We start from the raw sequence: 13,274 nt of genomic DNA, 5'->3' as shown, positions 1-13,274 counted from the left end.
CGTAATGTTCACCCTTCACAAGCCTTCAGCGTTGACAACCAGTGCCGAAGAGACACCACCCCTTCCTCTGGACAGAATCAGCGAAGACTCCACAGCGGTCCGGCGGCTGATCCCCGGGACGAAGTTCAAGCCATTGTCCTGAACCGATTCTGCCAGATACGGAAGGCCGGGCAGCTCCCCGTGATTCATGGCCAGCACACTCAGTGCCACATCGAACGCCCCTGCCGCTCCAATCGTGTTACCGAAGACGGTCTTGGGGCAGCCCGCCCACTTGGCTTCTGCACTACTGCTGAATACCTCCTGAATAGCCGAGCATTCAATTCCGTCTTCGCGGGCGGAAGCCGCCCCATCCAGCGACAGATAGCCGATCTGCTCCGGCTGTGTCTCCGAATGCCCAATGGCCAGCCGGATTGCCCGGGCACACTGCGCTGCACTCTCCTCAGGCGGGGCGGCGACCTGCCCGTCATTCGTGAAGCCGAAGCCCTGGATGCTCGCCCGCACCCGGCGGGACGCCTCGCGCTTCTGGAGGCTGCGCTCCGATTCGAGGCAGAGGAACGCGGCTCCTTCAGCCAGGGCCAGCCCGCTGCGACCCTCCACGAACGGCCGGTATGCCGTCTGCGGGCGGTCCGCACTCAGATTCAGCAGCCCCTCCGTGTTATAGAAGGAGAGCGCCCACGGATCGAGCGGCGTCTCGGCTCCGCCCACGATCGCCGCATCGATAATCCCGCTGCGGATGGCTCTGGCCGCATACGCAATGGCGAGCAGCCCGCTGCTCCGGTCGGCGATTACAGTCTTGCTATAGCCCTTGATGCCGAAGGCCAGGGACATATGCCCTTGTGCCGCCGCCGGGAACCAGTTGCTCGCCAGATTCGGGTCAATGAAGGGCGCCCCTTCGGTATGCAGGACACGCAGGCCGTTCCGCGCACTCTCCCAGCCTCCCGAGTTATTGCCGACGAAGATGCCGATCCGCTCTCGGCTTATCTGATCAAGCTCCCAGTGCGCATCATCCATGGCATCCTTCGCGGCCAGGATCGACATCACAGAGAAGCGGGAGCATTTCTTCAGCAGACGCTTCGAGATGACCCGCTCCGGCTCCATCCCGCTGACTTGTCCGGCGAAGGGAGGCGCAGCTCCAGTCGTACCCTCAAGCTGAAGCGGAGTCATATAGTTCCGGCCGCTCAGGAGTCCCTCCCAGAAGGCCCCGGCACTATTCCCGCAAGGCCCCACCATCCCTACTCCGGTTACGAATACTGTATTCTTCATAGGCTGCACATCCATTGTTCAGTCTGAAGCTTGCCTGCCCGATTGCTGTATTCGTTCGCTGCCAGAATCATCGCGGAGTGAATCCCGGAGAATCCGCTGGCATTGGTCAGAATATTATACAGGTCGCGCTGGATCGCTTGCTTCGGCACATAATTCAAATCACAGGCTGGGTCCGGCTCGTCCAGATTGGCGGTTGGCGGGATATAGCCCTCGTTCAGGGCCAGCAGGCAGTGTACAATCTCAATGGCACTCGCTGCCGAGAGCGGATGGCCTACCATCGATTTCGTGGAGCTGATCGGGATGGAGTAGGCGAGCTCTCCGAACGTTCTTTTATAAGCGGCGGTCTCAAAAGCATCATTCTGCGGAGTCGAGCTTCCATGCGCGTTGATATAATGAATGTCCTCCGCTGTGAGGCCCGCGTTGCCCATCGCCTCGTTCATCGTCAGACTGAGCGCATCCCCGTCCTGCGGCAGATCGGTCATATGAAAAGCATTATTCGTACTGGCGAATCCGGTCACCTCGCCATAGATCGGCGCCTGCCGCCGGAGCGCATGCTCCAGCTCCTCCAGCACCACAACAGCACAACCCTCACTGAGAACGAAGCCGCTGCGGTTCTTCTCAAAAGGCCGCGAAGCCCGCTGCGGATCATCATTGAACTTGGAGGTCAACGCACCAATGGCATCGAAGGAGGCAATGGTCATGGAGCTGACCGGTGCTTCCGCTGCGCCGCAGATCATAACGTCATGTTCCCCGGCTGTAATCGACTCATATCCATATCCGACGGCATCAATGCCGCCAGTGCAGCCCGTGGACATGACCAGCGCCTCTCCCTGAAGCCCGAACTCATGCGCCACTTCGAAGGCAATATAAGAGAACATGCCCTTACGGTACAAATCCTCCTGACAAAGTCCATGATCAATCGGCCCCTGCCCGCCTTCCGTCATCCGCAGAAAGGTCTGCTCCGAGAAAGGGGTATCAGCAATCGCATTAGCGATGCAGACCCCGGAACGCTCCCGCAGCTCCTTCGTGAACGCAAGCCCCGCATCGGCAACCGCCCTTATCGCGGCATTGACCGCCAGAATCCCCGGCCGCCCCATGCCTGCCCGCTGCGCTTCATCGGCCGTCCGGCCCAAATGCTCGAACTGCGGTATTTTGCCGGTAACACGGCTTTTCAACGCCATATGCTCATAGCCTTGCAAGCGGTCATATCCCACCTTGCCCTGCAGGCTGTTCCTCCAGAACTGCTCCAGCGTATTCCCCAGCGGGGTAAGCAGCCCCATTCCGGTGATCACGACTCTTTTATCCGTCACATTCTCCATGTAAGCCCTCAGCTCCGAACCGTTTGCTGCTCGATATTGTGCTTGATCGCCGTCATCTGCTCCTTGGTCGTGCGGTTCAGATGTGCTTCCACCTGCTCCTCAGTCAGCCCGCTGGCCGGATCTACCTCGAACTCCTGAATCCAGGTCATGTACGTCCCTTCCTCTTGCTCCTCATAGAGCCATTCCAGATTCATATGCTTGAACGGCAGCAGCGGCGCAAGGCGTCTGGCCGTAATCCGAAAGTTCGGCCGGTCCAGCCAGCGTTCCGATTCCCATGTGCGCGATGGCCGGTGCTCCTCGGGATGTGTCGTCAGCTCAAACCGGATGTAGGCGTCCCCCTGCTCCAGCACCCGCGTCTCCTTGTATTCCGTGAATAAATCTGTCCAGTGTGCAATATCATTCGTCCGCTCAAATACGGTGATCCGGTCTGCGTGAATCCAGATACTGTTCTGAATCGTTGCCACTCCATCTGCCTCCCCATTCGTATTAATGACATCGTAACGCCTATGCCCGGAAGGGGACATAACCCGGCTGTTAAGCTTGCGTTAATTTACAGTTATTGTTGATTTATGGGAGTATACGGAAGAATACAATCCATGTCGTTCCTGGGCACAAAAAAAAGACCTGACAGAACTCTGTCAGATCAATGGGTTCACCGAATATCCGATCCCCCGGCGAAACAGGATGATGTCGCTGCGTCCGGAGATGATCTCGATTTTGTGCCTTAGCTTGTATACGTACTGCCTCACAATCTCAGGGGAAGTATACCTGTCCCATAGCTGGTGCAGAATCTGCTCGGTGGGGATGTACTGGCCCTGGCATTCCAGCAGCAGCTCCAAGAGTTCGAACTCTTTACAGGTAAGCTCAATGACGAATTCTCCGACCTTCAGGGATTTGGAGTGCAGATGAAGGGCGATATCCTTGATTTGTCTGGTGTGGTGTGTATGAGGGGCCAGTCCTTCGTCGAACCAGCAGCGCAACCGGCTGAACAATTCCTCTTGGAAGCCGTTGCGCTCAAAGCTGCTGATGTACATATGATTGGAAGGAAAAGGGACAGGGGTACCCTGCGCGCTGATCTCCTCAACAATGAAGAATACTCTCAGCGTAAGCATCTGCTGCAGGTACTGCATCGTGTGAATGAAGCCCGGGTTGAAGTCAGGGGTGCTGATCACTACACCATCCAGCTGTAGGCCTTCCTTCACAATATCGACCAGCGCCTCAAGCTCCTTGAAATGCAATACCTTACAACCGTACTCCTGTGCAAAAAAAGAATGAACAATTTTAAACCTGCAATCCTCACAAGGCTCTGTGGAATCTGCACAACACACCAGCGCAACACGCATGAACTTCTCTCCAATCCCATTCTTCTCAAATACTACCGGTTTCACAAAGATTACATTTCTATAATATAGTATTTTATGGGATTAAAAAGGAAAAATATCATAGTTTCTTATTCAAAAAATGAACAAGTTAAAAGTTTCGCATTGTATGATAATTAAGCCGAGTACAATCCTACGAAGTGCATCCGTCTCGATTTTCTTTCCCAATGATAATTCGTTGCCTTCTTATGCTATAATCGTTCACCAAGAGGGCTGGTTATCCGCACTTAAAAGGAAAGGAAGATGCTAAATGGAACATTTCATTTTGAATAACGGAGTCCAGATGCCGAAGGTGGGTCTGGGTGTGTACAATATAAAAGACAATAATGAAGACGCTCTAGTATGGGCGCTCCAGAACGGGTACCGGCATCTGGATACGGCGGCAGCTTACCGCAACGAGGAGCTGATAGCCAGGGCCATCCGCAAATCAGGCGTCAATCGAAGCGAGCTCTTTATTACGACCAAAGTATGGAGCACGGACCTGGGGCGAAAGACCCGTAAAGCCTTTGAAGCCAGCCTTAAAAAGCTGCAAACGGATTATGTTGACCTCTACCTGATCCACTGGCCGGCCAAGCACTATCTGGACAGCTGGAATATCCTGGAGTCTTTATACAAGGAGGGCAAGATCCGGGCGATCGGGGTGTCTAATTTTGAGCCGGAGCATCTGGACAAGGTCATGAAGCAGGGGACGATTGTCCCCGCAGTGAATCAAATTCAGACGAACCCGCTGCTCCAGCAAGGGCCGCTTCATGACTATATGGGCAAGCACGGTATCCAGCATGTCGCGTGGAGCCCTTTTGGACACGGTAACTCGGAGATGCTTACCCATCCTGTGCTCACCGAAATGGCAGAGAGGTATGATAAAACAGCGGCGCAAGTCATCCTGAGATGGAATCTTGAGCGGGGTATCGCTGTGATTCCGAAGTCGGTTACCCCTGCCAGGCTGAAGCAAAATCTGGAGCTGTTTGATTTCTCCCTGTCGGACGAAGAGATGAAGAGAATCGCAGCCCTGGACCAGAATAAAAGAGGATTTACCGATCCGCAAAATAAATTTTACCTGTGGACCACCCGGTTTACCCCGTTGTCCTAAGTATTTTCGTATTATTTTCCGCACAACTGCAACCTTTCGCCGTAAAGAACCATCTGAGTATATAGAGGTGATGCACAATGAAACCAACTAATCTAACGAAGCACGCAAAAAAAATGAGCATCGCGTGCGGAATCCTGGCTGCCAGTTTATCCTTCGGAGCGTCCGCATTTGCCTTCACGGACCTCAAGGGAAATGCAGCCGAAACCAAGATCAATACGCTGCATAACGCCGGTGTAATTAACGGAATTACGAGTGACCTGTTTGCCCCCAATGCCAAAGTGACGAATGCGCAAGCCGTACAGTTCCTGGTAAAAGGATTGGCGCTTTCACCGAAAGCCGGTACCGATAGCAATACTAAGGCCAGCCAGCTCTTTGACAATGTAAAAGATAATGCCTGGTACGCCTCCTCCTTCGCCCTTGCGAAGCAGAGCGGCCTGACACTGGCAAAGGATATCAACCCGAATGCACCGATGACCCGCGCGGAATTCGCCCATCTATTGACCCAAGCCTTGCAGAGCAAGGGCAATTTCCCGGTGACCAAAATGTTCTTCATGATCGAGGATGGCGATAAGCTTACTCCAGAGGTGAATTACAGCCTGCAGGTGCTCCTGAACACGAAGATACTCACGCTGGATAACGGGAAATTCCGCCCGTCCGATGCGATTACCCGCGCTGAAGCTGCTGTCATGATCCATGATGCCGCTGAATTCGCCGACCGGGTGATTACACCGAACAATCCGGGCAATGAGCCTTCTGAGCCGGAGCCAGTTCCGGTTAATAACTATATCTCGGATGTAGTCCTGGACAAAGTCGCTGAAGGCGTTAATAAAGCCACCATCACCGTGGATAACCTGCCGAACCCCGGCTACGGTCTGGCGGTAGAGCGCATAGAGTTCACCAGCGCCACCAAAGCCGTAATCTACTTCAAGGTAACCCTGCCTGACCCGGATAAAATGTACCCGCAAGTGATCACCAAAGGCTCGGTATCCACGTACCTGCCCGCAGGCTACACCGCGACAGCAGAGCCTGTAATGGGTTCGCGCTGGCTTGAGCCTTCGGCTCCAGCGAAGTAAGCTTCTCTATCTATTCTCTATCTGTAGGTAGATAAATTTCTCAAGAACTTTAAACGTTACAAAAGCAGCGATTCTTCCGTTATTGGAGAATCGCTGCTTTCTGCTTTTGAAAGAGAATTTATCTGACATTCTCTTAGGGTTGGGTACTTCGTATACCGCTTAAACAGCGGAGCGGACGGAACGATTGTGTAGAAGCGTCAGCGGTCGCCTTGCTCTCCGGATTTTCACCGATAAGGGGAATGAAAAAAATCTGGAGAGCACAGCGATTGGAACAACGGTCCGTTTGCGGAGCGTCCACGTAAGTACTCACGTTGATCCTACTCCGCAATAAAGAGCTGTCCCAAGCAGCCTTTTCATGGCTTTTGGCACAGCATCTTCTTGCTTTATTACTTACTCTGCCGCAGCCGGTTCCGGTAATCCATCGGGCGGCAGCCGTAGGTCTTCTTGAACATCTCCGTGAACCGGTTCACATTGCTGAAGCCGGTCATACCGGAGATCTCCATGATCTTCTTATCCGTGGTCTCCAGCAGGCTGACCGCCTCCGAGATCCGGTATTCGTTCAGGAAGTCCATCGGGGACAGATCGAACTGCTTCTTCATGAAGCGGCAAAAGTAAGACGGGCTCATGTTGACCTGCTGCGCCATGTCGGAGAGCGTGATCCGCTTACTGTAGTTTTGCTGGACGTAGGCCAGCGTTTTTTTGGCCAGCATCGAGCTGTTGCCGCCCCGGGACTGCCCGGGCAGTCCTGCCCGCGGATGCTCAGCCGCACACTTTTCCAGCCGGTACAGCACCTCGAACAGCCTGGCCTTAATCAACATCTCATAGCCGTGCGACTCCTGCTGATAGAGATCCCGCACCTCCTCCAGCAGTGGAATAAGCCGCAGCTTCTCCTCCAGCTCCCGCCCGATCAGCAGCGGATAACGCCGGTTGTCGAGGAAGAGCGGGAAGACATACTGCTGCTGAATCTGGTCATTCTCCAGACTGGAGAGGAAATTGAAATGCACCAGCACCGCGCAGAAAATAATCTCCTCCTGGTCCACCCGGATCGCCGAATGCAGCATATTGGGCTGAATGAAGACCGCCTCTCCGCTCTGCACGACCAGCTTCTCCTGTCCCACATGGAATTTGGCCGTGCCCTTAATCATGAACAACAGCTCCAGCTCTTCATGCCAATGGGAATACAGCACCAGATTATTGAGCGAGGATAGCTTGGTTACATGCACACTCATGCGGAATTGTCTGCTGCCATGCATAAGCTTTTCCTTCATATCCTGAGATACGGGTTCGCCGATGGAATCGAGCAGTTCAAGACTTTTTTTCACTGAGGTTCCCTCCCTCCCCGCCCAATGGATACTGCCCGCAGCGTCAGCGATACGCTCAGCCCTTCACCGCACCGATCATTACGCCCTTCTCGAAGTACTTCTGGATAAAAGGATAGATAATCAGCACAGGCACCGTCGATACGATAATGACCGCATATTTGATCTGATCCGCGAACTGCTGGGCATAGCTGCCCGCACCGGCCCCGGCACCTGATCCGGCTCCGCCCGCGAACGCCTGATTGGATAACAAAATATTGCGCAGGACGATCTGCAGCGGCTGTAAGCTATCCGTATTGATATAGAGCAAGGCGTTGAAGAAGTCGTTCCAGTGACCCACCACATAATAGAGCGTGATGACGGAGATCACTGCCTTGGACAGCGGAACCACCACCGAGATGAAGTAACGGAAGTGTGAGCAGCCATCCAGGGTAGCCGCTTCGTGCAGCTCCTCCGGTATAGCGGTCTCGAAGAAGGTTCTTGTAATAATCAGATTGTATACACTAATGGCGCCGTTCACAATCATTACCCAAGGCGTATTCAGCAGATTCAGGTCACGGATAAGCAGATAGGTAGGAATCATGCCCCCGCCAAAATACATCGTGATCACAAACAGCGGCATAATGAACCTGCGTGCCCGGAATTTCCGCTGGGACAAGGCATACGCCGCAGGGAGCGTGACCAGCAGATTGAGCAGCGTGCCCAGCACCGTGTAGATAATCGTATTTTTATACCCCTGCCAGATCCGGGTGTCCTTGAATATCTGCTCATAGCCGTACAGGTTAATGTCCTTAGGCCATAGAATAACCTGTCCCTGATTCACCATGGTGGAGTTGCTGACGGAAGCTATGATGATGAAATACAGCGGGTACGCAACCATGATGAACGCTGCGACGCTTATAACCGCAACCACCAGCGTATACAGCCTGTCTGCCATACCGCCCGAATGCTTGATCTTTTGCGAATGAGCGGCTTGACTGTTTGACATCCCATTTCCTCCTTACATCAGACTGATTTTTGAAGTTTTTTTGGCCAGTGCATTCGCCAGCATCAGGAACGTGAAGTTGATCAGGGTATTGAATAGACCGACCGCAGAACCGAAGCTGAACTGGTTGGATTTCACGCCCACATTGAAGACATACGTGGAGATGACCTCCGAGACGGGTTTGTTGAGACTATTTTGCATCAGAAAAGTCTTCTCGAAGCCTACACTGAGTATGCTGCCCATATTCATAATCAATAAAATAATAATGGTCGGCAGGATGGCCGGAATCTCGACATGCCAGACGGTCTGCCAGCGGTTGGCCCCGTCAATCCGGGCGGCATCATACTGCTGCGCATCCACCGAGGACAGGGCGGCGATGAAGATAATGCTGTTCCAGCCGCAGGCCTGCCAGATGGCAGAGATGACATACACCGGAACGAAGGCGCCAGGGTCACCTATGAGATTCGTATCCGCAGGGATCAGGTGCAAGGCCTTCAGGAAGCCGTCGATCAGTCCAGTGGTAGGAGACAGCATAATCTGCAGCAACGCAACCAGAACAACGGTGGAAATGAAGTAAGGCATATACACCGTAGTCTGCAGGATACGCTTACGTCTGTTGCTGCGGATCGAGTTAACCACCAGTGCCAGAAGGATTGGCATCGGGAAGCCCAGCAGTATGGAGAAAAACGCAATGATAAACGTATTTCGCAGCGTAGGCCAGAACATCGGGCTGTTGAAATACTGCTCGAAATATTTGAACCCGGCCCATTCCCCGCCCGTCAGTCCTTTGCTGAAATCAAATTCACGAAAAGCAAGCTGGATACCATACATCGGACCATAACAGAAAATGGCGATGTAAATGACCGCAGGAAGCACCATCAGCCATAGCTGGTAATGCCCGGCCTGCCTACGAAGCCACCCGTTCCCGCGCAGCGTCTGATGCGGCACCGTGGTCTGTGCTGGTTTCATTTGGGAGCGCCCCTTCCATTCAAGTCCACTATTTCAAGGTGGAGAGGTATTCGTCATAAGCCTTTTGGCGGATTTGCAGGTTCTGTTCCAGGCCGGAGCTATTGACTGAGGCGACATAGGCAGCCCACTCCTTCTCAATATCAACCTTAGTGGTCAGCCAGTTGGCCCACTTTTGATCCGTGATATTATTGACGTTCGCCTGATTCATTGCCAGGGTGTTGGTGTCCTCCGTGCTGTATTTCATGAAGTTCTGCGGGTAGACATTACTTTTCTCGTCCGCCTTATTCAGCAGCTCATCATAGACGGCCTTCTCCTTCAGCACATTCTGCATATCCGAGCCAAGTGTCACCTTGTCCTTCAGCGCATCGGCAATGTACATTGGACCGTTATCCGCGAACGAATTCGTCCATTTCCACGAGCCCGGGTCCAGGGATGCATCTGCCGGAGGAAGAATCGCATACGTGCCGTCCCCGTTATCCTTGATTCCCTTATCCGTGTCATTCATCCCGCCGAACAGGACCTGCAAGCTAACCACCGGCTCATAAAAACCATCAATGAACCGCATCGCAGCTTCCTTGTTCTTGGATCGGGCACTGACCGACACCGCATTGGATCCGTAATTCTGGTAATAGTAGTCATTGCTCCAGTACAGCTCATTCGTAGAATCCGCATGCTGCTTCAGCTGCGGCAGGGTAACATATTGATCCTTCAGCTCGTTGCCGAAGCGGTCTCCTGTCTCCCAGCCCCAGGTGAATCCGACCTTGGCTGTAGTTCCATTCCCGCGGGCAACGGACTGGTATTTGGAGTAATCCTGCGTGACCACTTCCTTGCTGATCAGGTTCTGGCTGTACAGCTTCTGCAGGAATTGCATGAGTGTCTTGAACCGCTCATCTACATAGAAATTCTTAACCTGCGCCCCTTCGGTGAAGTAGCCGTCGCTCGCCCCGTTGGACAGAGGAAGCCCAAGGCTGCCCAGCAGCAGCTTCGGTGTGAAATCCCAGCCGATCGGGTTGAAGTCCATCGGAATCTCATCCGTCTTGTCCCCGTTCTGATTCGGGTCTCCCTCACGGAAGGCAAGCAGCACAGTCTCTAGCTCATCCCAGGTCGTAGGCACCTGAAGGCCGAGATTGTCGAGCCAGGTTTTGTTAATGAACATCGAGGCGGTGGAGCCGGGCCAGATCCCCTTATAACGCGGAGTGCCGTAGAGCTTCCCGTCAATTTGAGTAGCAAGCGTTTTCAATTCCGGGTGCTCGCTGAACATCTTTTGAATATTAGGAGCGTCCTTCTCAATCAGCGGGCCCAGATCCTCGAACAACCCGTTGAATTGTACAAAATCGGAGTTAGAGGTCGCATTGAACAGCAAATCCGGAATTTCACCGCTGGCAAACAGAGCACTCTTCTTCTGATCCCAGTCCGCAGAGATTTGCTGCCATTCAATTTCGACATTCGCCTTCTCCTCTATTTCAGCGAGCCATTTCATTTGCGTGACATCTTTGGTTAGTGAATGCTTCACGATAATCGCCTTCAGCTTCGTCTTTCCCTCCGGCGTGTTGCTGCTGTCGTTCCCCACATCCGAGCTGTTCCCCTTACTGCTGCAGCCTGTGAGTGATAGTCCTGTCAGACAGCCTGCCAGCACCAAGGCAAGAATACTCTTTTTTCTCATTTGACTTACCCCCTTAGTAGGAATTTATAAATGATCAGTAATACAAGCCATTCCTTCTTCGCATTATCCAAGAAAGCGTTATCATCATTATAATTTTTCTTCCGCACCCTGTCTCACCGTATATTACCTTTTAATCATCGTATATTGACCTTTTTGGCCGGTAGAGCGCCTGAAATCAGGCGAAGATTCGACTTCCGGTAGGTGAAAATTGACACATGATGAATTTTTTTCGAGTGTGGGGAATCAGTGCTGCGGGGTTAGAGAATAATAATTCCATCTATGGAGTGACGGGCTGCAACCTTTTGCTCCTAAATCCCATCTAAGAGGATACGAGGTGATGTACAATGAAGAATACACTAACCCGGATGCGCACGGCCAAAATCTCGCTGGCCTGTAGCATTCTGGCGGCAACCTTAGCTATCGGGGCACCGGCTTCCGCTTTCTCAGATCTGAAGGGCCATGCGGCCGAAGCCAAAATCAATGCCCTTCATCAGGAGGGCATACTTAACGGAGTGACCAGCGACAAGTTCGCGCCGAAGTCCAGCCTTACGTATGCGCAAGGCGTGCAGTTCATGGTAAGCGGCCTGAAGCTTGCTCCGCAGCAACCCTCTGGCAAGAAGGCCAGCGATTATTTTGACAACGTAAAAAATGCCTCCTGGTATGCCTCCGCATTCCTGAAGGCCAAAGAAAGCGGCTTAATGCTGGAGCGGTCTATTGACCCTAATGCTGTGATGACACGGGTCCAGTTCGCACAATTGCTGCTTCAGGCGCTACAGAACAAAGGGGACTTCGCGTATACGGAGATGTATGCCAACATTACGGATGGCGGCAAGCTGTCTGCCGCTGAGATGAACAGCCTGCAGATTCTGATCAACACTGGACTGGTCACATTGGAGAAGAACAACGCCTTTCGCCCGGACGAAGCGGTTACCCGTGCAGAGGCTGCCGTCCTGGTCTACGATGCTGCCAAATTCATGAAGGAAGTGATTATGATGGATGAGAACATTTCAGCCCCGCCAAGCACCTATGATGCCGCTGTAACACTGGACAAAGCCGCCGCTGGTGTCAACAAAGCTACAGTGACCGTATCCAATCTGCCGAATCCGGGATATGGCCTGGTCATTGAGCGGATTGAGTTCGGCGCTGGCAAAACCGCAGTGATCTTCTTCAAGGTCACGTCACCGAAGCCCGGGTCCATGAACCCGCAGGTCATCTCGGCAGGCACCGCAGTCACCTATCTGCCCGAAGGCTATACCGCAGTAGCCCAAGCCGCCCCAGGCTCGGAGACTTCGCCCAACCCTCAGGTTAGATAAGTTATCATGTGATACTCATAGATATTTATTCAAAAACAGCGCACCGTCCGGACATCCGGCGGTGCGCTGTTTGCAGTTGGTTCTATTCACATACTGCGGGAATCAGGGAGTCCATTGATCGTGGATAATGCCAACCAGCGCATGATCCTGGCCTATTTTCTCAAAAACCAGACGCAGGCTGCTCCAGTCCATCCCCTCTGCCGAAGGATCAACACCGGCAATGTGATATTCTACGAAATCATGGCTGTCTGCAGGGTATACCTCTCTCAGATTGTTCAGTGTCGTCCCTTGGCCCAGACCCTGGTTCAGTGCAATCTTAGCCTTACCGGCGAAATCAGCATCGTACACAAACTCTTTATAATAGTCGGCAAAGGTTAGCTCAATCAGTTCTCCAGTACCCGCGAACTCCCGCCATTCCCGCTTGCGGGTATCCTGCATCGCCTGTTCCAGCTCCTGCCTGCTCAGCACAACGTCCCGCTCTGTATCAACATAAGCGTAGGGGGAGAATCGTACTCCGCGCTCCGGGTGCACCCAGGCGGCCAGCGTCTCCATCTTGCCGCTCTTCAGTGCCCGCATCACCGTTGCCGCCGCTTCCAATGCTGTAGGCGGAGTGCCTTCCTCCGGCGGTCCGGGATCTTCTGCTACCGGCGGTGCTTCCGTCGCCACAGGACTTGGAGCAGCCGTTGATGAAGGTGCCGGGGAGGACGCAGTCTCCGCAGGTGCCAGCGTAGGGGCCTGAGTCTGCTCTGGAGCAGACGTAGCTTCCGGCGCCGTATTCTCTGCAGAACCGCAAGCTGCCAGAACCAGCGTTAGAGCCAGCAGTGCAGTGAAGCCAATAGTTCTGGATGTATTCATGAACCTGCAACTCCTCCTTATAATGCTATTCTTATTCTATTTAGAC

Annotated in this window: 12 protein-coding genes; 3 read left to right on the top strand and 9 right to left on the bottom strand. The window is 53.3% G+C overall.

From position 1 onward, the window contains the following. Positions 1–15: 15 nt before the first annotated feature. From NST43_RS04170 to NST43_RS04155, 4 genes are all read right to left on the bottom strand, one after another. A complete protein-coding gene (locus tag NST43_RS04170; RefSeq protein WP_339222734.1) occupies positions 16–1,263 on the bottom strand; it encodes a beta-ketoacyl synthase N-terminal-like domain-containing protein in 1,248 nt (415 codons plus the stop codon). Next, complete coding sequence (locus NST43_RS04165; protein ID WP_339222733.1) at positions 1,260–2,582, bottom strand: beta-ketoacyl-[acyl-carrier-protein] synthase family protein; 1,323 nt, start codon at positions 2,580–2,582, stop codon at positions 1,260–1,262. Before NST43_RS04165 ends, NST43_RS04170 begins: the two co-directional genes overlap by 4 nt. Positions 2,583–2,590: 8 nt before the next feature. Beyond that, positions 2,591–3,046: an SRPBCC family protein gene (locus tag NST43_RS04160; protein ID WP_209991705.1), complete on the bottom strand. Its 456-nt coding sequence runs from the start codon at positions 3,044–3,046 to the stop codon at positions 2,591–2,593. Between the two features lie 174 nt (positions 3,047–3,220). After that, positions 3,221–3,820 (bottom strand): winged helix-turn-helix domain-containing protein, encoded by a 600-nt coding sequence (locus NST43_RS04155; protein ID WP_209991706.1) that lies wholly within the window; start codon positions 3,818–3,820, stop codon positions 3,221–3,223. A gap of 391 nt (positions 3,821–4,211) precedes the next feature. On the opposite strand from NST43_RS04155, the gene NST43_RS04150 reads away from it, so the two are divergent. Both NST43_RS04150 and NST43_RS04145 read left to right on the top strand, forming a co-directional pair. After that, entirely contained in the window at positions 4,212–5,051 is an 840-nt protein-coding gene (locus NST43_RS04150; RefSeq protein ID WP_339222731.1) for an aldo/keto reductase, read from the top strand. Between the two features lie 77 nt (positions 5,052–5,128). After that, complete coding sequence (locus NST43_RS04145; RefSeq protein WP_339222729.1) at positions 5,129–6,124, top strand: S-layer homology domain-containing protein; 996 nt, start codon at positions 5,129–5,131, stop codon at positions 6,122–6,124. 386 nt (positions 6,125–6,510) lie between these two features. Here NST43_RS04145 and NST43_RS04140 read toward each other — a convergent pair whose 3' ends face one another. From NST43_RS04140 to NST43_RS04125, 4 genes are all read right to left on the bottom strand, one after another. Further along, positions 6,511–7,446 carry an AraC family transcriptional regulator gene (locus NST43_RS04140; RefSeq protein ID WP_339222728.1) on the bottom strand — a complete coding sequence of 312 codons (936 nt, stop codon included), beginning with the start codon at positions 7,444–7,446 and terminating at the stop codon, positions 6,511–6,513. A 55-nt stretch (positions 7,447–7,501) separates the two neighbouring features. Continuing rightward, positions 7,502–8,380 (bottom strand): carbohydrate ABC transporter permease, encoded by an 879-nt coding sequence (locus NST43_RS04135; protein ID WP_339225331.1) that lies wholly within the window; start codon positions 8,378–8,380, stop codon positions 7,502–7,504. A gap of 63 nt (positions 8,381–8,443) precedes the next feature. Beyond that, a complete protein-coding gene (locus NST43_RS04130) occupies positions 8,444–9,397 on the bottom strand; it encodes an ABC transporter permease subunit (protein WP_339222727.1) in 954 nt (317 codons plus the stop codon). A gap of 28 nt (positions 9,398–9,425) precedes the next feature. After that, entirely contained in the window at positions 9,426–11,060 is a 1,635-nt protein-coding gene (locus tag NST43_RS04125; protein ID WP_209991712.1) for an extracellular solute-binding protein, read from the bottom strand. Positions 11,061–11,404: 344 nt separating this feature from the next. Between NST43_RS04125 and NST43_RS04120 the strand changes: the two genes are divergently transcribed. Continuing rightward, positions 11,405–12,373 carry an S-layer homology domain-containing protein gene (locus NST43_RS04120; RefSeq protein WP_209991713.1) on the top strand — a complete coding sequence of 323 codons (969 nt, stop codon included), beginning with the start codon at positions 11,405–11,407 and terminating at the stop codon, positions 12,371–12,373. 102 nt (positions 12,374–12,475) lie between these two features. On the opposite strand, the gene NST43_RS04115 is transcribed toward NST43_RS04120, so the two are convergent. Continuing rightward, positions 12,476–13,228: a hypothetical protein gene (locus NST43_RS04115; RefSeq protein WP_209991714.1), complete on the bottom strand. Its 753-nt coding sequence runs from the start codon at positions 13,226–13,228 to the stop codon at positions 12,476–12,478. Positions 13,229–13,274: the final 46 nt, after the last annotated feature.

The sequence above is a fragment of the Paenibacillus sp. FSL H8-0332 genome (assembly GCF_037963835.1).
GTDB lineage: Bacteria > Bacillota > Bacilli > Paenibacillales > Paenibacillaceae > Paenibacillus_AQ > Paenibacillus_AQ rhizoplanae.
Note: the sequence above shows the minus strand (reverse complement) of the source record. Positions and strands in the feature narration are given on the sequence as shown.